25 protein-coding genes are annotated in these 24,735 nt (G+C 73.1%); 13 read left to right on the top strand and 12 right to left on the bottom strand.

Annotation, left to right across the window (positions count from 1 at the left end):
- Window positions 1–68: 68 nt before the first annotated feature.
- Entirely contained in the window at window positions 69–824 is a 756-nt protein-coding gene (locus ACQPXS_RS13435) for a lysozyme (protein WP_433449380.1), read from the bottom strand.
- A gap of 187 nt (window positions 825–1,011) precedes the next feature.
- Between ACQPXS_RS13435 and ACQPXS_RS13430 the strand changes: the two genes are divergently transcribed.
- From ACQPXS_RS13430 to ACQPXS_RS13420, 3 genes are all read left to right on the top strand, one after another.
- Complete coding sequence (locus ACQPXS_RS13430) at window positions 1,012–1,674, top strand: class II aldolase/adducin family protein (RefSeq protein ID WP_433449379.1); 663 nt, start codon at window positions 1,012–1,014, stop codon at window positions 1,672–1,674.
- Between the two features lie 127 nt (window positions 1,675–1,801).
- Window positions 1,802–2,929, top strand: a complete 1,128-nt coding sequence (locus tag ACQPXS_RS13425) for an alpha/beta hydrolase (protein WP_433449378.1) — start codon at window positions 1,802–1,804, stop codon at window positions 2,927–2,929.
- Between the two features lie 208 nt (window positions 2,930–3,137).
- Entirely contained in the window at window positions 3,138–4,700 is a 1,563-nt protein-coding gene (locus ACQPXS_RS13420) for a hypothetical protein (protein ID WP_433449377.1), read from the top strand.
- Window positions 4,701–4,716: 16 nt separating this feature from the next.
- Here ACQPXS_RS13420 and ACQPXS_RS13415 read toward each other — a convergent pair whose 3' ends face one another.
- Window positions 4,717–5,130: a VOC family protein gene (locus ACQPXS_RS13415; RefSeq protein ID WP_433449376.1), complete on the bottom strand. Its 414-nt coding sequence runs from the start codon at window positions 5,128–5,130 to the stop codon at window positions 4,717–4,719.
- 433 nt (window positions 5,131–5,563) lie between these two features.
- Here ACQPXS_RS13415 and abc-f point away from each other — a divergent pair, with 433 nt between their 5' ends.
- The 3 genes from abc-f (at window position 5,564) to ACQPXS_RS13400 (ending at window position 8,672) form a co-directional block, all read left to right on the top strand.
- Window positions 5,564–7,162, top strand: a complete 1,599-nt coding sequence (gene abc-f / locus ACQPXS_RS13410; RefSeq protein WP_433449375.1) for a ribosomal protection-like ABC-F family protein — start codon at window positions 5,564–5,566, stop codon at window positions 7,160–7,162.
- 323 nt (window positions 7,163–7,485) lie between these two features.
- Window positions 7,486–7,707 (top strand): helix-turn-helix domain-containing protein, encoded by a 222-nt coding sequence (locus ACQPXS_RS13405; protein WP_004002281.1) that lies wholly within the window; start codon window positions 7,486–7,488, stop codon window positions 7,705–7,707.
- Window positions 7,708–7,868: 161 nt separating this feature from the next.
- Window positions 7,869–8,672, top strand: coding sequence for an enoyl-CoA hydratase/isomerase family protein (locus ACQPXS_RS13400; RefSeq protein WP_356310481.1), 804 nt, complete (start codon window positions 7,869–7,871; stop codon window positions 8,670–8,672).
- A gap of 37 nt (window positions 8,673–8,709) precedes the next feature.
- Here ACQPXS_RS13400 and ACQPXS_RS13395 read toward each other — a convergent pair whose 3' ends face one another.
- Window positions 8,710–9,444 carry a nucleopolyhedrovirus P10 family protein gene (locus ACQPXS_RS13395; RefSeq protein ID WP_433449374.1) on the bottom strand — a complete coding sequence of 245 codons (735 nt, stop codon included), beginning with the start codon at window positions 9,442–9,444 and terminating at the stop codon, window positions 8,710–8,712.
- A gap of 97 nt (window positions 9,445–9,541) precedes the next feature.
- Between ACQPXS_RS13395 and ACQPXS_RS13390 the strand changes: the two genes are divergently transcribed.
- The 5 genes from ACQPXS_RS13390 to amaP are packed head-to-tail and all read left to right on the top strand — an operon-like array spanning window position 9,542 to window position 11,817.
- Window positions 9,542–10,012 (top strand): Asp23/Gls24 family envelope stress response protein, encoded by a 471-nt coding sequence (locus tag ACQPXS_RS13390; protein ID WP_433449373.1) that lies wholly within the window; start codon window positions 9,542–9,544, stop codon window positions 10,010–10,012.
- 46 nt (window positions 10,013–10,058) lie between these two features.
- Entirely contained in the window at window positions 10,059–10,253 is a 195-nt protein-coding gene (locus ACQPXS_RS13385; protein WP_351801010.1) for a hypothetical protein, read from the top strand.
- A 6-nt stretch (window positions 10,254–10,259) separates the two neighbouring features.
- Complete coding sequence (locus tag ACQPXS_RS13380) at window positions 10,260–10,616, top strand: hypothetical protein (protein WP_433449372.1); 357 nt, start codon at window positions 10,260–10,262, stop codon at window positions 10,614–10,616.
- A complete protein-coding gene (locus ACQPXS_RS13375) occupies window positions 10,616–11,230 on the top strand; it encodes a DUF6286 domain-containing protein (RefSeq protein WP_365332473.1) in 615 nt (204 codons plus the stop codon). Before ACQPXS_RS13380 ends, ACQPXS_RS13375 begins: the two co-directional genes overlap by 1 nt.
- Window positions 11,231–11,235: 5 nt before the next feature.
- A complete protein-coding gene (amaP, locus tag ACQPXS_RS13370) occupies window positions 11,236–11,817 on the top strand; it encodes an alkaline shock response membrane anchor protein AmaP (protein WP_433449371.1) in 582 nt (193 codons plus the stop codon).
- A 16-nt stretch (window positions 11,818–11,833) separates the two neighbouring features.
- Here the strand turns inward: amaP and ACQPXS_RS13365 are convergent, their stop codons facing one another.
- The 5 genes from ACQPXS_RS13365 to ACQPXS_RS13345 form a co-directional block, all read right to left on the bottom strand.
- The gene (locus ACQPXS_RS13365; RefSeq protein WP_351801018.1) at window positions 11,834–12,589 is read right to left on the bottom strand and encodes an SDR family oxidoreductase; all 756 of its coding nucleotides are present in this window, start codon (window positions 12,587–12,589) and stop codon (window positions 11,834–11,836) included.
- Between the two features lie 5 nt (window positions 12,590–12,594).
- The gene (locus ACQPXS_RS13360; RefSeq protein WP_433449370.1) at window positions 12,595–14,379 is read right to left on the bottom strand and encodes a glycoside hydrolase family 15 protein; all 1,785 of its coding nucleotides are present in this window, start codon (window positions 14,377–14,379) and stop codon (window positions 12,595–12,597) included.
- Window positions 14,380–14,468: 89 nt separating this feature from the next.
- Window positions 14,469–15,278, bottom strand: coding sequence for an SURF1 family cytochrome oxidase biogenesis protein (locus tag ACQPXS_RS13355; protein ID WP_433449369.1), 810 nt, complete (start codon window positions 15,276–15,278; stop codon window positions 14,469–14,471).
- Between the two features lie 34 nt (window positions 15,279–15,312).
- Window positions 15,313–15,546: a hypothetical protein gene (locus ACQPXS_RS13350; protein ID WP_330340843.1), complete on the bottom strand. Its 234-nt coding sequence runs from the start codon at window positions 15,544–15,546 to the stop codon at window positions 15,313–15,315.
- Between the two features lie 113 nt (window positions 15,547–15,659).
- Window positions 15,660–16,652 (bottom strand): DEDDh family exonuclease, encoded by a 993-nt coding sequence (locus tag ACQPXS_RS13345; RefSeq protein ID WP_356310467.1) that lies wholly within the window; start codon window positions 16,650–16,652, stop codon window positions 15,660–15,662.
- 280 nt (window positions 16,653–16,932) lie between these two features.
- On the opposite strand from ACQPXS_RS13345, the gene ACQPXS_RS13340 reads away from it, so the two are divergent.
- Both ACQPXS_RS13340 and ACQPXS_RS13335 read left to right on the top strand, forming a co-directional pair.
- Window positions 16,933–17,643 carry a VIT1/CCC1 transporter family protein gene (locus ACQPXS_RS13340; RefSeq protein WP_433449368.1) on the top strand — a complete coding sequence of 237 codons (711 nt, stop codon included), beginning with the start codon at window positions 16,933–16,935 and terminating at the stop codon, window positions 17,641–17,643.
- 113 nt (window positions 17,644–17,756) lie between these two features.
- Window positions 17,757–18,803, top strand: coding sequence for a zinc-dependent alcohol dehydrogenase family protein (locus ACQPXS_RS13335; protein ID WP_351801026.1), 1,047 nt, complete (start codon window positions 17,757–17,759; stop codon window positions 18,801–18,803).
- 7 nt (window positions 18,804–18,810) lie between these two features.
- Here the strand turns inward: ACQPXS_RS13335 and ACQPXS_RS13330 are convergent, their stop codons facing one another.
- The 4 genes from ACQPXS_RS13330 to ACQPXS_RS13315 form a co-directional block, all read right to left on the bottom strand.
- The gene (locus ACQPXS_RS13330; RefSeq protein ID WP_433449367.1) at window positions 18,811–19,821 is read right to left on the bottom strand and encodes a CopD family protein; all 1,011 of its coding nucleotides are present in this window, start codon (window positions 19,819–19,821) and stop codon (window positions 18,811–18,813) included.
- 100 nt (window positions 19,822–19,921) lie between these two features.
- A complete protein-coding gene (locus ACQPXS_RS13325) occupies window positions 19,922–21,298 on the bottom strand; it encodes a CoA transferase (protein WP_433449366.1) in 1,377 nt (458 codons plus the stop codon).
- A gap of 48 nt (window positions 21,299–21,346) precedes the next feature.
- A complete protein-coding gene (locus ACQPXS_RS13320; RefSeq protein ID WP_433449365.1) occupies window positions 21,347–22,870 on the bottom strand; it encodes a S8 family peptidase in 1,524 nt (507 codons plus the stop codon).
- 78 nt (window positions 22,871–22,948) lie between these two features.
- The gene (locus tag ACQPXS_RS13315) at window positions 22,949–24,478 is read right to left on the bottom strand and encodes a S8 family peptidase (protein ID WP_433449364.1); all 1,530 of its coding nucleotides are present in this window, start codon (window positions 24,476–24,478) and stop codon (window positions 22,949–22,951) included.
- Window positions 24,479–24,735 lie beyond the last annotated feature (257 nt).

The following is a 24,735-nucleotide window of genomic DNA, read 5'->3' as shown; positions in this document are numbered from 1 at the left end:
GGGCGTAGGGGTGTCCGAAGGGGGTGGTTGAGGTTCCGCTTGGCTCGGACGGCCCAGGCGTCCCTTGGCTACCAACCCCGCGCGAGGGCCCGCAGCCGGCTCGTGGAGCCGTTGAAGAGATCCTGGTCACCCGGCAGCCGGCCGTCGATGTCGAACTGCCAGAACGTCCAGTACCGCCACCCGCCCGGCAGCGTCCCCGGCTGCGAGGTGCCGTGCCGGGCGATCCACAGGGCGTGGCTCTTGGCGAACGCGCGGCTGTTGCCGGTGCACAGCCGCCACCACTGGGTCGTCGTGTAGATCACCGGGCGGCGGCCGGTCTCCTGCTTGATCTCGTCGCTGAAGGACCGGATCCAGCGGACCATCCGCGTGCTGCCCAGCCCGTAGCACTTGTGCTTCTTGCTGTACGGGTTGTCCTCGATGTCGAGCGCGGGCGGCAACGTCCGGCCGTCCGCCGCCCAGTCCCCGCCGTGCCGCACGAAGTACGCGGCCTGCCGGGCGCCGGAGGACTTGTCCGGCCGTGCGAAGTGGTACGCGCCCCGGTACAGGCCCGCCGCGCGGGCGCCGTCGTACTGCTCGGAGAAGTAGGGGTTGCGGTAGTTCGTGGACTCGGTCGCCTTGACGTAGACGAACCGCGCGCCCATGGACCGGGCGGCCGCCCAGTCGACGTGCTCCTGGTGGGACGAGACGTCGTGCCCCCGGGGCAGGCCCGTGGCCAGTGCCGGAGGCCCGGCGGCCGCGGACGCGGTGGCAGTGAGGGCGAGCGTCGCCGTGGCCGCCGCGAGGACACCGGCGCGGTGACGGAGAAGGGTGCGTTCGCGGGCCATGTGTCTCCCCGGGTCGGCGGACGGAAGATCGTCCGGCGGGCAAGAGAGACCATTGAAAGCCCGCGGATCGGCGAATCAGCGCCTTTTTGCGGCGGTTCGCGGTGTTTTCGCCCATTCGGAGTGCGCACTTCCGGCCGGAAGCGACCGTCCATCCCCCTTCCGTGGACGCGGCTGGCAGGATCACGGCATGGCTGGACAGCGGCGGGACGCGGAACACGAACGGATCTGGGCGGAACTGGTCGCGACGGCGCGGCGGACCGTGGCCGACGGGCTGGTGGTCGGCACCTCCGGGAACGTCTCCGCGCGCATCGGCGACCTGGTGCTCGTCACCCCGTCCGGCGTTCCCTACGACCGGCTCACCCCGGACGACATCACCGGCGTCGACCTCGACGGACGCCAGGTGCTCGGCACGCTGGTGCCGACCAGCGAGCTGCCCATGCACCTCGCCGTCTACCGCACCACCGACGCCCGCGCGGTCGTCCACACCCACGCCGTGCACGCGACGGCCGTCTCCACGCTCGTCCCGGAGCTCCCGCTGGTCCACTACATGGCGGCAGCCCTCGGCGGCCCCGTCCGGGTCGCCCCCTACGCCGCCTACGGCACCGACGAGCTCGCCGAGAACATGCTCCGCGCCCTGTCCGACCGCTCCGCCTGCCTCCTGCAGAACCACGGCACGGTCACCTACGGCACCACCCTCGACCAGGCCTACGACCGCACCGCCCAACTGGAGTGGATGTGCCGCCTGTGGCTGACGGCGTCCTCGGTACCGGGCCTGAACCCGTCCCTGCTGACGGAGGCACAGCTGGCGGAGGTCGGGGAACGTTTGAAGGGGTACGGCCAACGGAGGTGACACCGTGCTGCCCAGTCCTTCGCTCCGGCGCTTCCTCGATCGCCTCGCTCACCCTTCCCCGCCGGCCCCTGCTCACCGCCCGGCCCTTCCACTGGCCGGCAGGCCCGACCCCCACGACACTGGAGCCGTGCGCCCAGTCAAAGCGACCGCCACCGCACTGACCGCGGTCCTCGCCGCCGGCGCGGCATCCGTCGCCGTCGGCCGGATCGCCAGCGACGCCGCGCTGAAGGCGCCCGCGGGCCGCCCGCTGCCCACCGAACCCCGGCTCACCGTGCACGGCACCGCCGCCGGCCAGATCACCCTCACCCGCGATCTGGCCTCGCTGCGCCCCGGCACCTACGGCCTCTCCGGCGACGGCTCCCACGCGGTCGTCGGCCCCGTCCTGGAGGCGGCCCCGCACGCGGCCGACACCGTCGTACGCCGCCTGGTACGCGTCACCCACGGCACCCTCGCCTCCGGCGACGCGGTGTGGTTCACCCCGAACCTGTACGTCGGCAACCCCGGCACCGCACTCGGCCTCGACCACGCCGACATCGACGTCCCCGGCGAACTCGGCGAACTGCCGGCCTGGTTCGTACCCGGAGCCCGGGACACCTGGGTGATCGCCGTGCACGGCCTCGGCACCACCCGGGAACAGGCCATGAACCTCATGGCCCCCCTGCACGCCCGCCGGGTGCCGGTCCTCGCCCTCGCCTACCGCGGCGACCTCGGCGCCCCGCGCCCCCCGGACGGACTGAACCACCTCGGCGAGACCGAGTGGCGCGACCTGGACGCGGCGATCCGCTACGCCGTCCGCTACGGCGCCCGCCGGGTCGTCCTGCTCGGCTGGTCCACCGGCGCCACCATGGCGCTGCGCGCCGCCGAGCGCTCCGCGGTGCGCGAGCACATCGCCGGACTGGTCCTCGACTCGCCGGTGCTCAGCTGGGAGGCCACGCTGCGCGCCCTCGCCCGGGCCCGCCGCACCCCGCAGCCGCTGCTGCCGCTCGCCGTGCGCGCCGCGCAGGGCCGGACCGGCCTGTACGCCGACCGGGTCCCCGAGATCACCGACCCCGGCGTGCTCACCGTGCCGACGCTGATCTTCCACGGGCCCGACGACCAGGTGGCCCCCTGGGAGTTCTCCCGCCGGCTCGCCCGCCGCCGCCCGGATCTGGTCGCCCTGCACACCGTCCCGCAGGCCCCGCACGCGGCGATGTGGAACGCCGACCCGAAGGAGTACGAGGAGCGGCTGCGCCGCTTCCTGACCCCCCTGGTATGAGCCGCCGGCCCACCCCGCCGGTACCGGGCGGCTCCTGACCCTCCGGGCAGGCGTCGGGAGGCCCGGTGCCGGGCATTCCGCTTAAGGCCGTACCGCCGGCCTGATCACCACTCCTCGCCCCGCCCCGGCCCCCGTGCCTTGGCCAGCCCCGTCGCCCGCCGTGACATTCCGTTTGGGTTTTCGGACCGTCTACCGGAAGACTGCACTCGTGACGTCCCGTATTCCGCGCGACTCCAGGCTCCGACTCGTCCGACCGCGACCCCTGGCCGCCGCCCCCAGAGCTGTGAACCAGCGGCGCCCGCGCCGCCCCGCACCCCGGCCGCCGGAGGGCACCCCGGCCCCCGCGGAACTGGCCGAAATGGCCCGCACCGGGCTGGCCGGTCCGGTCCGGGTCGCCCGCTGGGCCGACGCCGCACTCGGCCCCGGCAGCGACGGCGCCACCGCCGACGGCAAGGCCACCCTCTCCGACGCCACCGCCCGGCGCGCCGCCGCCGATCTGGGCCTGAGCGTCGCCCGGATCCGCGCCGACTGGGACACCGCCCGCCTCGCCGGACTCGTCGAGGTGCACGGCGACAGCGCGCGCCCCGGCTGGCGGCTGCGCGCCTGGGACCGCGACGACAGCGCCGTACTGCGCGGCTGGGTCGCCCTCTTCGACGCCTGGTCGCTCGCCTCCCCGGAACCCGAGGAGCACGAGCCGGCCGCCGTCGCCGAGGTGGTCTCGGCCATGCCCCAGGTGCTCTCCTTCCTCCAGCTGTCCGCCGGGCCCGTCCCGGTCGATCAGCTGCTCGACCTGCTCCGGCAGCGGGTCACCGAACTGCGCACCGAACGCTGCGAGGTCCCCTACGAGCCCGGCGCCGGGCAGCCCGCCGAGCCCGGGCCCGCGCGGCCGACCGTGCCGGCGGCCCGCCGGCCGTCCGAGCCGGGATCCGCACTGCCGGCCCTGCCGGGGGCGCGGCGGCCGTCCGAGCCGGGACTCGCGCGCCCGGCGGCCGACTCCCCGAGCCCGGCGGGACTCACGGCCGTCGTCCCGGGCGGCGCGCCCGCCGACGACACCGCGCTCGAACCCCTCCTCGACTGGGCGCTGCGGGCCCTCGCCTCGGTCGGCGCGCTGACCTACGGCGACGGCCAGGCCACCCTCACCCCGCTGGGCAGCTGGGCGACCTGGGTCAAGCTGGAGCAGATCTGCGTGGCCGCGCAGAGCCCGGCCGGCAACATCGAGCAGTCCGCCGAGGACATGCTCCGCGGCTGCGCCCAGCTCCGCCCCAACGCCGCCCGCGCCGAATACCGCGCCTGGCTCGCCGCCCGCACCGTCGGCGATGCCGTCACCGAGCTGATCCACGCAGCCCGCGGCGAGGACGCGCTGCTGCGCGGCCTGGCCTTCGAGGCGCTGCGCGTCGTCGGCGCCCCCGCCGAGCCCGAGGTGCGCGCCGTCGTGGACGAGCCGGCCCTGCGGCCCTACGCCCTGCTGTGGCTCGCCGAGCACGACGGGATCGACCCGGAGGACGCCCACGAGGTCCTCACCCGCGAGGAGGCGACCTGGCTGTGGGTGGACACGGCGGCCGCCGTCGCCGACCACGGCGAGTCGCCGATGCTGGTCCGGCATCTGGAGTCCGCGGTGCAGCCCACCGTCCCCCAGCTGCTCGACGAGGTCCGCGCCGTCGGGCACCCGCGCACCGTGCAGGTCCTGGTGGCGCTCGCCGCCGCGCATCCCGACCCGGCCCTGGCCAAGGCCGTACGCCGGGCCGCCTTCCACGTGCACACCGGGGGATGAGCGGCGCGGGGGCCGCTCAGGCGCCGATCTCGGGGGCGTACGTCCCGAAGCTCCAGATGTTGCCCTCGGTGTCCCGGGCCATGTAGTCCCGCGAGCCGTAGTCCTGGTCCGTCGGGGGCATCAGGATCTCCACGCCGTGCTCCAGGGCCCGCTGGTGGTGGGTGTCCACGTCGTCCACGACGACGTACACCCCGGCGGGGCCCGCGTCCTTCATCGCCGTGTCGAAGAGGCCGCCGCGGCCCTTGGAGCCGATCATCACCGCGCCGTTGCCCTGGACCAGCTCGGCGTGCATCACCTTGCCGTCCTCCGTCTCGTACACCGACAGCTCGGTGAAGCCGAGGGCCTCCGTGAGCTGTCTGATCGCCGCCTTCGCGTCCGCGTACAGCAGCGTGGGGTAGAGACTCGGCCGTCCGCCGCCCGTGCCTGCCATGCCGATCACTCCTTCGTGCGTCGGTTCTGTGGCGCCTCGTTCAGTCTTGCAGCCGCCACTGACAAGCCTCGGCAGAACGCGTCGCACTGCCTCATGCCCTCTGACCGCCCCGCCGGCCCCACCCGCTGACGGGAAAGGCGGCCGTTCCACCGCACGGGACACGACCACCCGTGCCGGCCGTGCGCCCAAGGCGCCCGGACCGGGCCGTTCGTGGGCCTGGACGACCTGGGAAGCGGATCGTCCCGGGCCGCGCGCCCCTCGGCAACGATCTTCCGCGCCGGTCTGCGCCGCGCGGACCGAACACGCGGACGTAGAAAAACAGCTTGCACGGCCCCGTTAGACTTCTTCCCATGGCCATTCTCCTCGCGCATTAGACGGCGGGAACGTCCTCAGCCGCCCACCCGCCAACCCCTGTACGCCCTGGAGTCTGTCCTTGATCTCCGCCTCCGGTATCGAGCTGCGCGCCGGTGCGCGCGTCCTCATCGAGAACGCCACCTTCCGGGTCGCCAAGGGCGACCGCATCGGCCTCGTCGGCCGCAACGGCGCCGGCAAGACCACCCTCACGAAGTGCCTGGCCGGCGAGGGCATCCCGGCCTCCGGCCAGATCACCCGCTCCGGCGAGGTCGGCTACCTCCCGCAGGACCCCCGCACCGGCGACCTGGACGTCCTCGCCCGGGACAGGATCCTTTCCGCACGCGGGCTCGACGTCCTCATCCGCAAGATGCGCGAGAACGAGGAGCGCATCGCCACCGGCAAGGGCGCCACCCGCGAGAAGGCCCTCAAGCAGTACGAGCGCCAGGAGACCGAGTTCCTGACCAAGGGCGGGTACTCCGCCGAGGCCGAGGCCGCCACCATCGCCGCCGCGCTGAACCTGCCCGACCGCGTCCTCGGCCAGCCGCTGCACACCCTCTCCGGTGGCCAGCGCCGCCGTATCGAACTGGCCCGGATCCTGTTCTCGGACGCGGACACCCTGCTCCTGGACGAGCCGACCAACCACCTCGACGCGGACTCGATCATCTGGCTGCGGGACTACCTGAAGACCTACCGCGGCGGCTTCATCGTGATCTCCCACGACGTCGACCTGGTCGACACCGTGGTCAACAAGGTGTTCTACCTGGACGCCAACCGGTCCACGATCGACATCTACAACATGGGCTGGAAGCTCTACCAGCAGCAGCGCGAGGCCGACGAGAAGCGCCGCAAGCGGGAGCGGGTCAACGCCGAGAAGAAGGCCGCCGCCCTCAACGCGCAGGCCGACAAGATGCGCGCCAAGGCCACCAAGACGGTCGCCGCGCAGAACATGGCCCGCCGGGCCGAGAAGCTGCTCTCCGGCCTCGAAGAGGTCCGCATGTCCGACAAGGTCGCCAAGCTCCGCTTCCCGGAGCCCGCGCCCTGCGGCAAGACCCCGCTGATGGCGGAGGGCCTGTCGAAGTCGTACGGCTCCCTGGAGATCTTCACCGACGTCGACCTGGCCATCGACAAGGGCTCCCGAGTCGTCATCCTCGGCCTCAACGGCGCAGGCAAGACGACCCTGCTGCGCCTGCTCGGCGGGGTCGAGAAGCCCGACACCGGCCAGGTCGTCCCCGGTCACGGCCTCAAGCTCGGCTACTACGCCCAGGAGCACGAGACCCTCGACCCGGACCGCACGGTGCTCGAGAACATGCGCTCGGCCGCCCCCGACATGGACCTGGTCGAGGTCCGCAAGGTGCTGGGCTCGTTCCTCTTCTCCGGCGACGACGTCGACAAGCCGGCCGGCGTCCTCTCGGGCGGTGAGAAGACCCGTCTCGCCCTGGCGACCCTGGTCGTCTCCTCGGCGAACGTGCTCCTGCTCGACGAGCCGACCAACAACCTCGACCCCGCCAGCCGCGAGGAGATCCTCGGCGCCCTGCGCACCTACAAGGGCGCGGTCGTCCTCGTCACGCACGACGAGGGCGCCGTCGAGGCGCTCCAGCCGGAGCGGATCATCCTGCTGCCGGACGGCGTCGAGGATCTGTGGGGTTCCGACTACGCGGACCTCGTCGCCCTGGCGTGATCCACTGCGTATGGATCATTCGGCTCATCCGTGATCCATCATCTGTGTGAGATCTCCTCGTATCGAGGTGTGTCGTACACGGATTTCCCGGCCGATCCCTTGCGCACCAAGGGATCGGCCGTCGCGCGTCCCTGACCTGGCACTTCGCGAATCCACCCGTTCGGCCCCCTCGACACCACCCCATGGAATCCTTGATTCCGCTTGTGGAGGTCCACTCCTGTCGTCACAACGATGTCTCACGGACCTTGCCGAATGGGTGGCCATCAGGCCCAAGAGGGGTGATCATGAGGAGACCAGAGCGCACTTCCCATGAGGAGGCACGGGTGGCCGAGACTCTGAAGAAGGGCAGCCGGGTGACCGGCGCCGCGCGCGACAAGCTCGCGGCAGACCTGAAGAAGAAGTACGACTCCGGTGCGAGCATCCGGGCGCTGGCCGAGGAGACCGGCCGCTCGTATGGCTTCGTACACCGGATGCTCAGTGAGTCGGGCGTCACGCTTCGTGGGCGTGGCGGAGCGACCCGGGGCAAGAAGGCCGCATCGTCCTGACGCCGGGTGGTCCATCGACTTCGATGGTGGCCACCCGGTCGGCCTCCCCCCTGGGCCCTTGAGGGGCCCGGGGGGACCCCAGATCAGCCGGGTGGTTACTGTGCAGTCACTTAAGCATGCCGTAGGCATGCCCGGATGACCGCACCCATCGGAGGCGCCCCATGGCTTCGCCCGACCAGGACCTCGCTCCCGCACTCGACAAGGACGGCGTACGGCTCACCGTCGACGACGCGCTCGCCACGGTGACGCTGACCAACCCGGCCAAGCGCAACGCGCAGAGCCCCGCCCTGTGGCGCGCGCTCACCGAGGCCGGCCGGCTGCTGCCGGGCTCCGTCCGCGTCGTCGTGCTGCGCGGCGAGGGCAAGTCCTTCTCCGCCGGGCTGGACCGGCAGATGTTCACCCCGGAGGGGATCCCGGGCGAGCCGAACTTCATCGAACTCGCGCGCCGTGACGACGCCGGGCTCGACGCGAGCATCGCCGAGTTCCAGGAGGCGTTCACCTGGTGGCGGCGCAACGACATCGTGTCCGTCGCCGCCGTCCAAGGGCACGCCATCGGGGCCGGCTTCCAGCTCGCGCTCGCGTGCGATCTGCGGGTCGTCGCGGACGACGTGCAGTTCGCCATGCGCGAGACCAGCCTCGGTCTCGTCCCCGACCTGACCGGCACACACCCGCTGGTCGGCCTCGTAGGCTACGCCCGCGCCCTCGAGATCTGCGTGACCGGACGGTTCGTCGGCGCGGCGGAGTCGGTGGCGTCCGGGCTGGCCAACGTCGCCGTGCCCGGCGACCAACTGGACGACGCCGTGCGGGACTTGGCGGCCGCGCTGCTGGCCGCGCCGCGGGACGCCGTCGCCGAGACCAAGGCGTTGCTGCGCGGGGCGGCGGGCCGTGACTACGAGGCTCAGCGCGCGGCCGAGCGTGCCGCTCAGGCACGCCGGCTCCGGGACCTGGCCGGCCTCGGCGAGTGACCGCGGGAGCGGCGGCCGTTCGGACGGTGCGCGCCCCCTAAAAAGCCGCTTCACCGACCGCCGTGATCAACACCGCCACCGTCGGGCGGTCCTCCAGCGCGTCCCGTACGGCCGTACGGACCTGCCGGGCCACGTCAACGGCCCGGCGGTCCGCGCTGGTCGCCAGCTCCACGCGCGCGTGCCGGTACGGCAGCGCGGTACCAGTCGTGCGCTCCTCCAGGTGAACCGCCCGGCGCAGACCGCCGAGGGAACCCGTCAGCCCGGTCACCCCGGGGACGGACAGGGCGGCCGCGGCCGCCCGGGCCTCGTCCGGATCCGTGGGCTCCCGCGCGGGCACCGGCTGCGGTGCACGCGCCTCAGCGGCCGGCTGCGGCGCGTCCAGCAGGCCGGTGACCCGCAGGTCCACCTCCGTCACCACGAGCCCGAGCCGCTCCGTCGCGGCCGCCGCCAGTGTCCGCCGCAGCCCGGACGCCACCGCCGGCAGCGGCTCGGCGGCCGTCGCGGCGAAGTCCGCCGTCAGCCGCAGCGGGCCCGGCGGAAGCGCGCTCGGCGGAGCCGGTACGACCGGCTCCTGCACCTGTGCCGGATCGGCGAGCGCGAGCCGCAGTGCGCCGAGCCGCACCCCGGGCATCCCCTCGGCCGCCGCGCGCTCCAGTACCGCCGCGGCCGCGCCCTCCGCGAGCCAGGCGCCGTCGCCCGGCCCGCCGAGCGGCAGCAGCCTGCCCAGCCCGATCTGGCGCCGCACCACCTGTGTCCACCGCTCCGCCGTCATTCCTCCAGCCTGCCGTATCGGCGGCGCGCGGTCGGGGAACTTTGCTTACGGTGGGCAGTGGACGATCGAAGGGGACGACCGAAAGGGATGTACGGCGATGACCGACATGACGACGACCCCCGAGGGCGACCAGGAGCCACAGGTCTCGACCCGTAAGGCGACCCGGCGCGGCGGCGGCGATCCCGGGGCCCGCGGACGGACGACCATCGCCGACGGCGTGGTGGAGAAGATCGCCGCTCTCGCGGCCCGGGACGTGGTCGGCGTCCACGCCCTGGGCAGCGGTCTGGCCCGCACGCTCGGCGCCGTACGCGACCGGGTGCCCGGCGGCTCCAAGGCGGTCACCCGGGGCGTGAAGGCCGAGGTCGGCGAGGTGCAGACCGCGCTCGACCTGGAGATCGTCGTGGACTACGGCGTCTCGATCGGCGATGTCGCCCGCGACGTGCGGGAGAACGTGATCGCCGCCGTGGAACGCATGACCGGACTCGAGGTGGTCGAGGTCAACATCGCGGTGAGCGACGTCAAGCTGCCCGAGGAAGAGGAAGAGGAACTGGAGCCCCGGATCCAGTGAGACCCGGTCCCGGACCACGCACGCCCGATGAGCTGAGGAGCGCTCCATGAACATGGCCGTGGTCGGCATGATCGCCGGAATGGCGCTGGGCTTCGCCGGGTACTTCGGCGGCTTCGCGGCCTTCCTGCTGGTGGCGGCGCTGGGCGCGATCGGGTTCGTCGCCGGCCGGTTCGCGGAGGGCGACCTGGAACTCGGTGACTTCTTCCGCACCCGCGGCGACCGGCGCGACCGGCGGCGGTGACCGGAGGTGAGTGCCGAGACCGGCGCGGCGCGCCCTGCGCCGGCCCTCGTGCCGCCGGGCGAGCGCGGCGCCACCCGGATCGCCGACCGGGTCGTGGCGAAGATCGCCGCGCAGGCCGCCCGGGAGGCGCTGCCGTCGCTGCCCGCCGACGTGGCCGCCCCGCACGCCACGGTCGTCGTCAGCCGGCGGGCGGCCCGCGTCCGCGTCCACCTCGAACTCGGCTACCCCTGCGACATCGGCGCCCACTGCGCCGCCGTGCGTCGCCATGTCGCCGAGCGGGTAGGCGCGTTGGTGGACATGGAGGTGCCCGAGGTCGCCGTCCAGGTCGAACGGCTGCACCCGGCACCGCACGGGAGGGCGTGATGAGCGAACCCCAGTCGACCACCCCCACCCTCGACAAGGAGCCCGGCACCACCCCACCGGCCCCCGCCGGGGGCAGCGGCCGCTTCTGGTCGCCGCGCCGCGTCCCGGCCGCCGTCGTCGCGCTCCTGCTGCTGGCCGGCGCGGGTCTGCTGCTGTACGACATCGCCGCCGTACGCGCCCACCACCCCGCGATGCACTGGCGCCGCGCACTCGCCCGGCAACTGGCCGAACGGCCCCTGGACGACGTCTGGGTGCTGACCGGCGCGGCCGTCGCCGTCGCGCTCGGCCTGTGGCTGATCGTCCTCGCGGTCACGCCCGGCCTGCGCGGACTGCTGTCCATGCGGCGCCCGCACCCCGATGTCCGCGCCGCGCTCCGGCGCGACGCCGCGGCGCTCCTGCTCCGCGACCGGGCCGTCGACGTGTCCGGGGTCCGGTCGGTCCGGGTGCGGATGCGTCACAAGAAGGCCGACGTCCGTGCCGTCTGCCACTTCCGTGACCTGGACGAGGTACGCGCCGACCTGGACACCGTGCTCACGGACGCGATCCGGGGCCTCGGCCTGACCCGCCCGCCCACGCTGTCACTGCGTGTGTCCCGGCCCGGACGGAAGGGGTGAGGACGATGCGCGCCGGCGGCCTCAACCGCGTCCTGCTGGCCCTCGTCGGCCTGCTCCTGCTCGCGCTCGGCGGCGCGGTGCTCGCCGTCGGCCTGGGTGCGCCGTCACCCTCCTGGTGGATCCACACCGGCCCGCACGACGTCCTGCTGACCAAGGCCGAACGCACCCACTGGCGCGGCAGGAGCTGGTGGTGGCCGGCGGTCATCGCCGCCCTCGCCGCCGTCGTGCTGCTCGCCCTGTGGTGGCTCACGTCGGTGCTGCGCCGCCGCCGGCTGGCCGAGATCCTGATCGACACCGGCGACGACGAGTCCGCCCTGCTGCGCGCCAGGGCCCTGGAATCGGCCCTGGCCCAGGACGCCGTACAGCAGGAGGGCGTGGCGCACGCGGAGATCCTCCTGCGGGGCCGCCGTACGACGCCCACGGCGAGGGTGTGGCTCCAACTGGAGCCGCACGTGGACCCGGCGACGGCCCTGAACGGGTTCACGGCCGAGGCCCTGACCCGCGCCCGCCGGTCGGCTCGCTTGCCCTCGCTGCCCGCGGAGGTACGCCTGCGGACGGTCAGACACCGCGCGGAAAGGGTCACTTGACGGCCTGGGGCCGCACCTAGAACCCGTGCCGCATGCCCCCGTCCACAGGCAGCATGACCCCACTGAGATAGGAGGCGGCCGGAGAGAGCAGGAACGCCGCGACCTTCCCGAACTCCGCCGGAGTCCCGTACCTCCGCAACGGAATCCGGGCCTCGTTCGCGGCCCGGGTGGCCTCGGGGTCGGCCGACAACGCGTCCAGCTCGCGCACGCGGTCGGTGTCGATGCGCGACGGCAGCAGCCCCAGCACCCGGATCCCCCGCGGCCCCAGCTCGTCCGCGAGGGACTTGGCGAACCCGGCGAGCCCGGGGCGCAGCCCGTTGGAGATGGTCAGCCCCGGAATCGGCTCGTGCACCGACGCGGACAGCACGAACCCGATCACCCCGCCCGGCTCCAGCTCGGCAGCCGCCGTGCGGGCGAGCCGCACCGCACCGAGGAACACCGACTCGAACGCGGTGCGCCACTGCTCGTCGGTGTTGTCCGCGACGAACCCCGGCGCCGGCCCGCCCACGCTCACCAGCACGCCGTGGAAGCCGCCGAAGTGCTCACGCGCGGCCGCGATCAGCCGCTCCGGCGCCTCGGGGTCGGCGTTGTCCATGCTCACGCCCACGGCGTTCGGGCCCAGTTCGGCGGCGGCGTCGGCCACCCGCTTCCCGTCCCGGCCGCTGATCACGACCTTCGCCCCGTCGGCGACGAGTTCCCGCGCGGCGGCGTTGCCCAGTCCGCGGGTCGCCCCGGTGACGACGTACACCCGGTCCTTCAGTCCAAGATCCATGGCCCCTATCCTGCCTGGTGGTCCCCGAACAGCGTGAGGGCGGTGTTCACCAGCGCGATGTGACTGAAGGCCTGCGGGAAGTTGCCCAGCTGGCAGCCGTTGACGGGGTCGTACTCCTCGGCCAGCAGCCCCACGTCGTTCACCAGGCCCACCAGCCGTTCGAACAGCTCCCGCGCGTCGTCCTTCCGGCCGGTCAGATGCAGGGCGTCCGCCAGCCAGAACGAGCAGGCCAGGAAGGCGCCCTCGCCGCTCGGCAGCCCGTCGACCACCGAGTCCTCGGTGTCGTACCGGCGCAGGAAGCCGCCGTGCCCGAGGTCGTCGCGGATCGCGTCGACGGTGCCGACCACCCGCGGGTCGTCCGGCGGCAGGAAGCCGACGCGCGGGATGAGCAGCAGCGCTGCGTCCAGTTCGCGGGAGCCGTAGTACTGGGTGAAGGTGTTGCGCTCGGGGTCGTAGCCCTTCTCGCACACCTCCTGGTGGACCTCGTCGCGGAGTCTGCGCCAGCCCTCCAGGTCGCCGTCGAGGTCCTCGTGCTGCTCCAGCGTCTTCACGGCCCGGTCGGCGGCCACCCACACCATCACCTTGGAGTGCACGAACTGCTGCCGCCCGCCGCGCACCTCCCACAGGCCCTCGTCCGGCTGCCGCCACGCCGACTCCAGGAACCGCATCAGGGCGCGCTGCATCGCCCACATGTGCGGCCGCGGGGACAGCCCCGAGCTACGGGCCAGGGCGAGCGAGTCCATCACCTCGCCGTACACGTCGAGCTGGAGCTGCTCGACGGCGCCGTTTCCGATGCGTACGGGGGCGGAGTCGGCGAAGCCGGGCAGCCAGGACAGCTCCATCTCCGGCAGCCGCCGCTCGCCCGCGACGCCGTACATGATCTGCAGGTCGGCCGGGTCGCCCGCGACCGCGCGCAGCAGCCAGTCGCGCCAGGCCGAGGCCTCCTGCTGGTAGCCGGCGTTGAGGAGCGCACCGAGGGTGAGGGTGGAGTCGCGCAGCCAGCAGTACCGGTAGTCCCAGTTGCGCACGCCGCCCGGCCGTTCCGGCAGCGAGGTGGTCGCCGCGGCGACGATCCCGCCGGTCGGGATGTAGGTGAGGGCCTTGAGGGTGATCAGGGAGCGGACGACCACGTCCCGGTACGGGCCCTCGTAACAGCACTGCCGGGCCCAGCCCTGCCAGTCGGTGACGCTGCACTCCAGGCCCTCGAAGGGGTCGTTGAGCGGCGGGCGCTGTTCGTGCGAGGGGTGCCAGGTGAGCACGAACGCGACCCGCTCGCCCTCGGCGACGGTGAACTCGGAGTGGGTGCCGAAGTCCGCGCCCCAGGTGCGCACGGCGGGCTCGGAACGCAGCCAGACCGAGTCCGGGCCCGCGACGGCCACCCGGTGCCCGTCCGAGCGGCGCACCCACGGCATGATCGAGCCGTAGTCGAAGCGCAGCCGGAGGGTGCTGCGGACGGTGACCCGGCCGCTGACGCCTTCGACGATGCGTACGACGTCGGGGGCGCGGTCGCGCTGCGGCATCAGGTCGGTGACGCGGACCGTGCCGTCCGGGGTCTCCCACTCGGTGTCGAGGACGAGGGTGTCGGGCCGGTAGGCGCGGCGCGTGCAGGTGTCCGCTCCCTCGGGGGCGATCCGCCAGTGGCCGTGGTCCTCGTCGCCCAGCAGCCGCGCGAAGCAGGCCCCGGAGTCGAAGCGGGGCAGGCACAGCCAGTCGATGGAGCCGTCCCTCCCGACCAGCGCGGCGGTCTGCTCGTCACCGATGAGTGCGTAGTCCTCGATGCGCGCGTTCACGGGATCCGGTTTCCCGGCGGGACAGAGGGCCAATCAGGTGGTGCGCCGGGGGAGTGACGTGGCCCTGGGAGAGCCGGTGGCGTGGCGGGTCACACCGTGGCCGGTGTGCTCTCCTCCGGCTCCGTCTGCGCCGCGGCCTCCTCGCGGTCGCGGATCTCCCGGCGGACCAGGAACCACCAGCCGACCGGGACGCCCGCGGCGAACAGCCACCACTGGATCATGTAGGCGTAGTTCAGCGGGGCGTCCTCGCTGCCGGGGTCGGAGATCTGCTCCGGGCCGCCCTTGGGCGTGGGCGCCGTCTGCTCGACATAGCCGCCGAGCACCCGCGCGCCGAGCCGGTGCGCCTCCTCCGCGCTGTTGATCAGCATGATCTGCCGGTCGGGGAGGCCCTTGACGTTCTTGATGCCGCTCGCCGCGGTCGTCTCGTCGGCCATCAGCCGCCCGGTGACGGTGGTCCGTCCGGACGGCGGGGCGGGGATCTTCGGGAACGCGGTCTGGGCGCCGTCCGCGGGGATCCAGCCGCGGTTGACGAGGAGGACCCTGCCGTCCGTGAGGACGAGCGGGGTGAGCACGTGGAAGCCGACCTCGCCGTCGGCGTTGGTCCGGCGCCGGACCACGACCTCCCCGGCGGTGTCGAAGGTGCCGGTCGCGGTGACCGTGCGGTACTTCTCGGTGCGGGTCACGGTGTGCCCGGGGGAGGTCAGCCGCTCGACCGGGACCGGCTTGGCGTGCAGGGCCGAGGAGACCAGGTCGTTCCGGGCGGTGCGCTCCTCGTACCGGTGCTGCTGCCAGAAGCCCAGCCTGATCATCGTCGGGATCAGTGCGATCGCGACGAGGGTGAGGATCACCCACTGGCGGGACAACAGGAAGCGGTAGCGGTGCACCCCACGACGGTACATCCGGGCCGTGGGGTGCATTCAGGCGGGTACCGGGTCACACCCGGTCGACGATTCCCACCTTTCCCTCGGCGCGGGCGCAGTGGGCCCCGCAGTAGAACTTGCCGTCGGCCTCCACGCCCTGGCCGATGATCTGCACCCGGCAGTGTTCGCAGATGGGGGCCATCCGGTGGATCGCACAGGAGAAGCAGTCGAAGACGTGCACCGCACCCTGGGCGTGGACCTCGAAGGCCATTCCGTAGTCATTGCCGCAAACTTCGCATTTCGCCATGTGCCACAGGGTGAGCCGTCACCGTCCGTGCGGGCGAGTGGCCGCCGGGTGAGTCGTCCGGCAACCACCCGTTCGTACGATTTCCTGCCGGTTCGGCGCGGCCCTGCGTGCCGCTATCCGTCGGCCGGCTCGACGTCCCGCAGCAACTGCCCGAACGCGGCCTCGTCGACGATCGGCGTACCGAACTGCCGCGCCTTGACCACCTTGGACGTGACCGAGTCGGGGTCGTTGGTGACCAGCAGGCTGGTCAGCCGGGAGATGCTGGAGGCCACGTGCAGACCGGCCTCGGTGGCCCGGTCCTCCAGCAGCTCGCGGTCGACGGAGGTGTCCCCGGAGAACGCCACCCGCATGCCCTGTTTGAGGCGTTTGCCGTCTTCGTAGCGACCCGGGTTGGGATAGGGGCATGCCGGCCTCTTGCGGGAGGGGCGCCAACTGCTCGGCCGGTAGCCGCCGTAGCCCCCGTATCCGCCGGACGACTGCCGGGGCACCGGACGGTCCGACCACTCCGTCAGCGGCCGGCACTCCAGCAGCGGAAGCCGGACGCCGCCCGCCGCCGCGGCCCGCAGGCTCGGCCGGAACGCCTCCGCCAGCACGCGTGCGTCGTCCAGCGCGTGGTGCGCCCGCTGCTGTACGACGCCGTAGTGCGCCGCCAGCGACTCCAGCTTGAAGTTGGGCAGCGGCAGGCCCAGCTCCTTCGACAGCGCGATGGTGCACAGCCGCTGACGCACCGGCGCCTCGCGCTTCGCGCGCGCGTACTCGCGCGCGATCATCTGCCAGTCGAAGACGGCGTTGTGCGCGACCAGCACCCGGCCGTCCAGCCGGGCCGCGAACTCCTCGGCGATGTCCGTGAAGAGCGGCGCCCCTTCGAGCACCTCGCTCGTCAGACCGTGTATCCACACCGGTCCCGGATCGCGCTCCGGGTTGACCAGCGTGTACCAGTGGTCCTCGACCTCGCCGCGCTCGTCCAGCCGGTAGACGGCCGCCGAGATGATCCGGTCGTCCCGGGCCAGGCCGGTGGTCTCCACGTCAACGACCGCGTATCCCTTCGGATACGCGGCCGGCCACTGGGTGGGGGAGGACACTGCGGTCGCACGGTCTTCGAGCATGGTCATTGAGGATACGGGCCACGACTGACACCGTGATCCGGCAGGTGCCCGCGGCTCCGCCGGTCTGCCGCTCAGCCGTTCGGCCGTCGCACGCATGTGTGCTGCCGTGCCCCCCAAGTTCCCTTCGCTGCGTGTCTTTACCTCACCTGATCCGCCGCAACCGAGGTGCGGGTGACGGGTCGTCAGGACAGCGCGCGACCAGCCCGGTGTTCGCTCGGGGGCCTCGCTGCGGGAGTGGTGATGTGGAGGGGGCGGCCCCGGGAGTGCGATCCTCCCTGCTGTGACGGAACCCACCCACGAAGAGGCCCACGGAGAAGCGCTCGGCTCGCGGCTGAACTGGCTGCGGGCCGCCGTGCTCGGCGCGAACGACGGCATCGTCTCCACCGCGGGCATCGTCGTCGGCGTGGCCGGCGCCACCCAGAGCCGGTCCGCCCTGCTCACCGCCGGGCTGGCCGGCCTGCTCGCCGGGTCGATGTCCATGGCCGCCGGCGAGTACGTCTCCGTCTCCACCCAGCGCGACTCGGAGATGGCCGCGCTGGCCGTGGAGAAACGGGAACTGCGGGAGCAGCCGGAGGCCGAGCTGCAGGAGCTGACCACGCTGCTGGAGGACCGCGGACTGTCCCACGAGGTGGCCCGGGAGGCCGCCGAACAGCTCACCGCGCGGGACCCGCTCAGGGCCCACGCGCGCGTGGAGCTCGGAATCGATCCGGAGGACCTGACCAACCCCTGGCACGCGGCCTGGGCGAGCTTCCTGGCCTTCACGGTGGGCGCGCTGCTGCCGCTGCTGGCCATCGTCCTGCCCCCGCCCGGCTGGCGGCTGGGCGTGACCGTGGTCTCCGTCCTGGCCGCGCTCGTCCTCACCGGCTGGACCAGCGCCCGGCTCGGCGCGGCCGACCCCAAACGGGCGGTGCTGCGCAACGTGGTGGGCGGGGCCCTGGCGATGGGGGTCACCTACGCGGCGGGCAGCCTGCTGAGCGCGGCCGGGGTCTGACACGCGGGCCGGGGACCCCGGGATCGCAGGCCGGGGCGGCGACGGCGTACCGTGAGCTGCGCTCGACCACCCCCTGAGCGCCCGCACCGACCCGCACGAGAAGGACCCTCGCCATGCGCGCCACCACCATCCACGCCCCGTACGACATGCGCGTGGAGGACGTCCCCGAGCCCGTGGTGCAGCTGCCCACCGACGCCGTGGTACGGGTGCTGCGCGCCTGCATCTGCGGCAGCGACCTGTGGGCCTACCGGGGCGAGGCGGCCCGGCAGCCGGGGCAGCGCATCGGGCACGAGTTCCTCGGGATCGTCGAGGAGACCGGTTCCGAGGTGAGCACCGTCCGGCGCGGTGATCTGGTGGTCGCGCCGTTCATGTGGTCCGACGGCGTCTGCGACTACTGCCGCGAGGGCCTGACGACGTCCTGCGAGCACGGCGGCTTCTGGGGCTCCGTCGGCTACGACGGCGGCCAGGGCGAGGCCGTGCGCGTGCCGTTCGCCGACGGCACCCTCGTCCAGCTGCCGAAGGACGCGGCCTCCGACGACCATCTGCTGTCCGCCCTGCTGACCCTCTCCGACGTCCTCGGCACCGGTCACCACGCCGCCCTCGGCGCGGGCGCCCGCCCCGGCGCCACGGTCGCCGTGGTCGGTGACGGCGCCGTCGGCCTGTGCGCGGTGCTGGCCGCCAAGCGGCTGGGCGCCGAGCGGATCATCGCGCTCGGCCGGCACGAGGTCCGCACCGACATCGCGCGCCGCTTCGGGGCCACGGACGTCGTCGCCGAGCGCGGGGAAGCGGCCGTCGAGGCCGTCCGTGAACTCACCCGCGGCCAGGGCGCGCACGCCGTGGTCGAGGCCGTCGGTACGGAACAGTCCATGCGCACGGCGGTCAACATCACCCGCGACGGCGGCGCGATCGGCTTCGTGGGCGTGCCGCACGGCAGCGGCACCGGCCTCGACCTCGGCGTCATGTTCGACCGGAACATCGCCCTGCGCGGCGGCGTCGCCCCGGTCCGCGCCTACATCCCGGACCTGCTCCCGGACGTCCTGGACGGCACGATCGACCCCTCGCCGGTGTTCGACATGACCGTCGGCATCGAGGGCGTGCCGGACGGCTACAAGGCGATGGACGAGCGCACGGCCCTCAAGGTCCTCGTCACCAACGCCTGAGTACCCGCTAGGTCCAGCGGATCGGCAGCGGCAGCGCCGTGAGCAGCCCCGAGACCGCGACGACCGTCCCCAGGGCGATCACCTCGGCCCGCGCGGGCACGTACGCGGCCAGCGGGTCGGCGGCGCGGCGCAGCCGGATCCGCGCCCACAGGGCGAGCAGCGCGACGGCGGCGACCAGGATCACCTTGGCCAGCAGGGTGCGGCCGTACGCCGTCGTCGTCAGCTGGTCCAGGATCGTGGCCGGCGGCATGCGGCGCAGTGCACCGCACACGCCGCTCGCGGTGACGACGGCGAGCAGGACGGCCGCCACGCGCGCGTAGCGGCCGAGCAGCGCGGCCCCGGCCGGATCGCCGGGCCACAGCCGGACCAGCCGCAGGGCGTGCAGCAGACCGCCGGCCCACAGCGCCGCGCACGTCAGGTGCGCCAGCGTCAGGCCCGAGCCGACCAGCGGGCTGTGCTCGGTCGTGGGGTGGGCGCGCAGCGCCTCCGCGACCACCACCGAGGCCAGCGGCCACACCTGGGCCGCCGGGCGCCTGAGGAAGGTGCACAGGGCCGCCGCCAGAAAGGCGTTGACCTCCAGCAGGGCCAGCCGCCCGTCGCGGGAGCCGTACAGGCCGCCGACGTCGATCTGGCCGAGGCGGTGCGGGATCAGATCGCCGGCGGACACCACCGCGGCGAGCGCCAGCGCGGCGACGAACCCGGCGCTGGTCGCGAACGGTGCCCAGCTGGGCGGCCCTTCGGGCGGCACACCGGGCAGACGCCGGGCGAGCCGGTGCACGAACAGCTCGCCGAGGGGCACGCTCAGGGCGGCGAACAGCACCGTGCGCAGCAGCCCGATGCCACCGGCCCCCGGTGCGGCGGCCTCCCCGGTGCCGTTCAGCGCCGCCGGCGGACCGAGCAGCGGGATCAGGGCGCCCAGCGCCACCAGGACCAGGAGGGCGGCGGCCCGGCCGGTGCCGGACCGCCGCCCCGAGCCCTCCTCGCCGGTCGCCTCGGCGGTCGGTCGTATCAAGCTCACCCCGCGATCTTCGCCAGCCACCGCAGAACCGGGCAAGTCCCCGAAAACAACTGGCGGTACGGAATTCCACGCATAGATACGTTTCCGGCCGCCCGCGCACTCACCGCCAGCGGGCGCTGTCCGACCCCCACGGCACCGGAGGCCGCGCCCAGTCGGCGGGGCCGCCCGCGAAGGACACCGCCGGCAGCGCGTGCCGCAGCCGGCCGAGCGGGCCGTCCGTCTCGGCCAGCCAGGCGTCCGGGCCCTCGTACGGCGTGTCCGCGGCCGCGGACGGCCGGATCTCGTCGGTCAGCCAGCGCGCGGTCCGGGCCAGCGCCAGGCGCACGAGGCGGCCGCCCCCGTCGTACGACTGCTCGGTCAGCGCCCGCAGGACGGCCGCCGCCAGGAGATAGCCGCTGCCGTGGTCCAGCGCCTGCGCGGGCAGCGCGCCGGGCTGCTCGGCCGAGCCCTCGGTCACGGCGATGCCGGTCGCGACCTGCACCAGGCTGTCGAAGCCGCGCCGACCGCCCCAGGGGCCGTACGCGCCCCACGCCGAGATCTGCGCCACGACCAGTCCGGGCCGGCGCGCCACCAGCGCCTGCGGCGAGAGCCCGAACCGGTCGAGGGCGCCCGGCCGGTAGCCGGTGACGACGACATCGGCCGCGGCCAGCAGCTCCTCGAAGGTGTCGCGGCCGGCGGTGAGGTCGAGCGTCGCCGACCGCTTCCCGAAGCCCGTGTCGGCGTGCTGGTCGGGGAGTTCGGGCAGCCAGGGGGCGTCCACGCGGAGCACGTCCGCGCCGAGCAGGGCGAGGGTGCGGGTGGCGACCGGGCCGGCGAGGACCCGGGTCAGGTCCAGCACGCGCAGCCCGGCGGCGGGCAGCAGGGGAGCGGCGCCGGGATCGAGCGGGGTGAGCACGCGCGCGTGCGTGGAGCCGAGGCGCTCGCGCTCGACCAGCGGGCGTGCGGCCACCTCGGCGGCCTGCTCGGCGGCCGCCCACTCCTTCGGGGTGCGCAGGGCCACGGCGAGGCCGCCGGCGCCGTACACCGCCTCCTCGGCCTCCACCGCGGACCGCTCGGCGAGCCGGCCTTCCACCGCCTGCGGCGAGGCGTTTGCCGGCAGGCCGAGCGCGCCGAGCAACCGGGCCCGGTGGTGCGGGTAGTTGGCGTGGGTGCGCACCCAGCCGTCGGCCGTCCGCCAGAACCGCGACAGCGGCGCGAAGGAGACAGGTGCCCGCCCGTCGACCAGCAGGTGCCGTTCACTGTGGAAGGCGGCCGCCACGGCGCCGTCGTCGACCCGGACGGCGGGCAGCTCGGCGAGCCCGGCGCGTCGGGCCGCCAGTTCGGCGGCGGCCAGCGCACAGGAGCCGACACAGGCACGGGCGAGCTCCCGTACGGGAAGGCGCGCCTCGAGCGCGCCCTCCCGTACCACGGTGGTGAGCCGCGCGAGGTGGGCGGGATCGCCACCCAGCGCGGACCATGCGGACTTGATACCAGTCATGACTGCACTATGCAGTATTGACTGAATCAATATAGGGGCTGACCGGCTCTACTCGGTCACTGCGGCCAACGCGTCCGCCGTGCCGAAGCCGTAGAAGCCGTTGTAGTTCTTCGCCCCCTCACACACCGCGTCGACCTTGCCGTCACCGTTGATGTCGTACGGGTCCGTGCACGGTGTGGCGTCGGCCTCCGCGTACAGCAGCGCCTTGACCAGGGAGGCCGGGGCGTACGGATGGGCTGACTTGATCAATGCGGCAACACCCACGACATGCGGCGTCGCCATCGACGTACCGGCCATGTAGCCCCACCTGCCACCCGGCAGCGGCCCCAGGATGAGACCGCTGGTCGCCGGGGGCTCCGGCTTCTGGTAGGCGGTCGAGTCGCCGCCGGGTGCGGCGATGTCGATCACACCGAGACCGTAGTTGGAGAAGGACGACTTCAGGCCCTTCGCGCCCGTCGCCGCGACCGTCACCACACCCGGCAGCTGGGTCGGTATGTCGTAGCAGGTGTGCGGGTCGATCACGCGGTCCGACGGGGTGCCGTCGTTCGGGGAGACCGGGTCGGTGATCGAGTCGGACGCGAGGTCGTAGCTCTCGTTCCCGGCCGCGGCGACGTTGACCGTGCCCTTCTTCTCCGCGTACCGCGAAGCCCGCGTGATCGCGTCGACCAGCGCCTTCTGGTCCGGGTCGGTGGTGCAGTTGAAGTACCACGGGTCGGTGTAATAGCTGTTGTTGGTCACGTCGACGTGGTGCTCGGCCGCCCACACGAAGCCGCAGACCACGGCCTCGGTGTAGAAGTACCCGTTCGGGTTGGCGACCTTGATGCCGGCCACCTTGACGCCCGGCGCCACGCCCGTGATGCCCACGCCGTTCTTCGCACCCGCGATCTCCCCGGCCACGTGCGTGCCATGCGGGCTCTCCGACGCGCTCGGCCGCCAGGCGCCGTCGGTCGTGTCGGGCTTGCCGGACACGCAGTTGGCGGAGGCCGCCCGGTCGAAGTTGGGCGCGATGTCCGGGTGGGTGTCGTCCACACCGGTGTCGATGACCGCGACCGTGACGTCAGGGCTGCCCAGCGTCTTCTCGTGCGCCTTGTCCGCCTTGATGGCCGGCAGATCCCACTGCAGCGGCTCCAGCGGGTCCTGGCCCGCCGTCGCCTCGGCGCCGGCCTCGGCGACCTGCTCGGCGCCGAGCACCTTCGGTGTGCCGACGTCGGTGGTGGACTGGGCGGGCAGCGGCGCGTTGCGCGTGGCACCGGCCGAGTCCACCCCGCGCACCGCGCGGATCTCCTTCGCGAAGTCCGGGTTGGCGGAGTGGACGACGATCACACCGATCTGGTCGTACGCGATCACCACCGAACCACCGGCCCGGGCGATCGCCTGCTGCACGTGCGCCGAGACACCGTTCCCGGTACGGACGTTGACGACATAGCTGAGCATGGGCCCGTCGGCGGTGGCCGCCGGGGTGTTGTCCGCCGCGGACGCGGTGACGTTCGGCAGGAACGCCAGGGCCGTGGCCAGGGCCATCCCGGCCGGGATCGCGAGGGCGCGGCGCAAGCGCGGCTTGGGCGCTGTCATGGGTCAGTTCTCTCCAGTTCGTTCGCGGTACGAGCGTGCCGTGCGGGAAGTCGGCGCGGGGCGCGGCGACTTGAGCGGCTACTTGACTGCGCGCAGCGCGTCCACGACACCGAAGCCGTAGAAGCCGTTGACGCGCTCGCCGCCGACGCAGGTCGCGTCCACGACACCGTCACCGTTGCCGTCGTAGGGCTCGCTCGGGCAGCCCGGGTTGTCCGCCTCGGCCTTCAGCAGGGCCTGCAGCTGGGCCGGAGTGGCGTCCGGATGGGCCGACTTCAGCAGCGCGGCCACCGCGGCCACGTGCGGGGAGGCCATCGAGGTGCCCTGGAGGAAGCCGTACTGGTCGTTCGGCAGGGTGGACAGGATGCGGCCGTTCTTCGACGGCGTGTCCGGGATCTGGTACTTGTCGCCGCCCGGCCCCGCCACGTCGATCACGCCCTGGCCGTAGCTGGAGTAGTACGACTTGGCGCCCTTCACGCCCACCGCGCTCACCGTCACCACACCGGGCAGCTGGGTCGGCACGTCGAAGCACTCGTGCGGGTCGACCGTGCGGGTCGTGGCCGTCGAGTCGTCGGGGCTGGAGTCGTCCACGAGCGCGTGCGAGTCGAGATCGTCGTTGGAGTTGCCCGCGGAGGCCACGTTGAGCGTGCCCTTGCCCTGTGCGTACAGCTGGGCCCTGTTGACCGCGTCAACGATGGCACGTTGATCCGGATCGTCCATGCAGTTGTACAGCCACGGATCAACGTAGTAGCTGTTGTTGGTGACCTGGATGCCGTGGTCGGCGGCGAACACGAAGGCGCAGACCACGCTCTCCGGGTAGAACAGCTGCGTCGAGTCCGGCTGGGCCACCGTGATGCTCGCGACCTTCACGCCCGGCGCCACACCGGCCACGCCTATGCCGTTGCGGGCCGCGGCTATCTCACCGGCCACATGGGTGCCGTGGTAGTGGTCGGCGTCCGCCGGGCGCCACGCGCCGTACGTCGTGTCCGCCTTGCCGCTCACGCAGTTCGCCGACTGGGCGGCGGAGAAGTTCGGAGCGATGTCCGGGTGGGTGTCGTCCACGCCCGTGTCGATGACACCGACGGTCACCCCGCTGCTGCCCGGGTTGATCCGCGCGGCCCGGTCGGCGCCGATCGCCCGCAGGTCCCACTGGTCCGCCTCGAGCGGTTCCTCACCCGGGGCCGCGGCCTGGGTGAGCTTCGCGGCCTCCGCCTTCGACAGGACCTGAACGGCGCCCTCGTCGGTCGTCCCCGCCGCACTCAGCGGCGCGGTACGCGTGGCGCCCGCCGAGTCCACCCCGCGCACCGCGCGCATCCGCGCGGCGAAGTCCGGGTTCGCGGAGTGGGCGACGATCACGCCGATCTTGTCGTAACTGGCCACGACCGAGCCGCCGTTGCGAAGGATCTCCCGCTGCACGGACTCGATCGTGCGGTGATCCGTGCGGGTGTTGACCACGTACGCGAGGTTCGGTCCGTCGTCCGCCACCTGCGCCGCCCTGGCCGCGTCGGGCGCCGCGGAGGCCGCCGTCGGCAGGAAACCGAGCGAGGCGGTCAGCGACAGCACGACGGGCACGGCGAGCGCGAGCCGGCGTCTGGAACGCAGATGAACCATGGGATCTCCACATCATCCGGGTACGAAACGGCCCGAGACACAGGTGGCGCTCGGGCAGGTACATGGCGGGTGGTGCAGGCAGAAGCTATCTCCACGGCTCACCGATCAGCAATGAGTTGGCAATGGCTCGACAAGATCGCTTGCGAAACAACTCACAGGACTTGAACCGGTCCTCGCGTGGCGCCGTGGACCTTGGCAGGGGGCGCCAGCACGATCAAGCTCCCGGTTCGTCATTGCTTCCGCAACGCGAGGAGACC

Origin of the sequence: Streptomyces sp. CA-142005 (assembly GCF_050942335.1) — a bacterium.
GTDB lineage: Bacteria > Actinomycetota > Actinomycetes > Streptomycetales > Streptomycetaceae > Streptomyces.
This window is presented reverse-complemented; position numbering and strand designations above follow the sequence as displayed.

Bases quoted from the DNA above. Each gene is read 5' to 3' on its own strand.
- ACQPXS_RS13435 (WP_433449380.1), bottom strand. From the start codon at position 824: ATGGCCCGCGAACGCACCCTTCTCCGTCACCGCGCCGGTGTCCTCGCG.
- ACQPXS_RS13430 (WP_433449379.1), top strand. From the start codon at position 1,012: ATGGCTGGACAGCGGCGGGACGCGGAACACGAACGGATCTGGGCGGAA.
- ACQPXS_RS13415 (WP_433449376.1), bottom strand. From the start codon at position 5,130: ATGGCAGGCACGGGCGGCGGACGGCCGAGTCTCTACCCCACGCTGCTG.
- ACQPXS_RS13400 (WP_356310481.1), top strand. From the start codon at position 7,869: ATGGCTTCGCCCGACCAGGACCTCGCTCCCGCACTCGACAAGGACGGC.
- ACQPXS_RS13395 (WP_433449374.1), bottom strand. From the start codon at position 9,444: ATGACGGCGGAGCGGTGGACACAGGTGGTGCGGCGCCAGATCGGGCTG.
- ACQPXS_RS13390 (WP_433449373.1), top strand. From the start codon at position 9,542: ATGACCGACATGACGACGACCCCCGAGGGCGACCAGGAGCCACAGGTC.
- ACQPXS_RS13385 (WP_351801010.1), top strand. From the start codon at position 10,059: ATGAACATGGCCGTGGTCGGCATGATCGCCGGAATGGCGCTGGGCTTC.
- ACQPXS_RS13375 (WP_365332473.1), top strand. From the start codon at position 10,616: ATGAGCGAACCCCAGTCGACCACCCCCACCCTCGACAAGGAGCCCGGC.
- amaP (WP_433449371.1), top strand. From the start codon at position 11,236: ATGCGCGCCGGCGGCCTCAACCGCGTCCTGCTGGCCCTCGTCGGCCTG.
- ACQPXS_RS13365 (WP_351801018.1), bottom strand. From the start codon at position 12,589: ATGGATCTTGGACTGAAGGACCGGGTGTACGTCGTCACCGGGGCGACC.
- ACQPXS_RS13355 (WP_433449369.1), bottom strand. From the start codon at position 15,278: ATGTACCGTCGTGGGGTGCACCGCTACCGCTTCCTGTTGTCCCGCCAG.
- ACQPXS_RS13350 (WP_330340843.1), bottom strand. From the start codon at position 15,546: ATGGCGAAATGCGAAGTTTGCGGCAATGACTACGGAATGGCCTTCGAG.
- ACQPXS_RS13345 (WP_356310467.1), bottom strand. From the start codon at position 16,652: ATGCTCGAAGACCGTGCGACCGCAGTGTCCTCCCCCACCCAGTGGCCG.
- ACQPXS_RS13335 (WP_351801026.1), top strand. From the start codon at position 17,757: ATGCGCGCCACCACCATCCACGCCCCGTACGACATGCGCGTGGAGGAC.
- ACQPXS_RS13325 (WP_433449366.1), bottom strand. From the start codon at position 21,298: ATGACTGGTATCAAGTCCGCATGGTCCGCGCTGGGTGGCGATCCCGCC.
- ACQPXS_RS13320 (WP_433449365.1), bottom strand. From the start codon at position 22,870: ATGACAGCGCCCAAGCCGCGCTTGCGCCGCGCCCTCGCGATCCCGGCC.
- ACQPXS_RS13315 (WP_433449364.1), bottom strand. From the start codon at position 24,478: ATGGTTCATCTGCGTTCCAGACGCCGGCTCGCGCTCGCCGTGCCCGTC.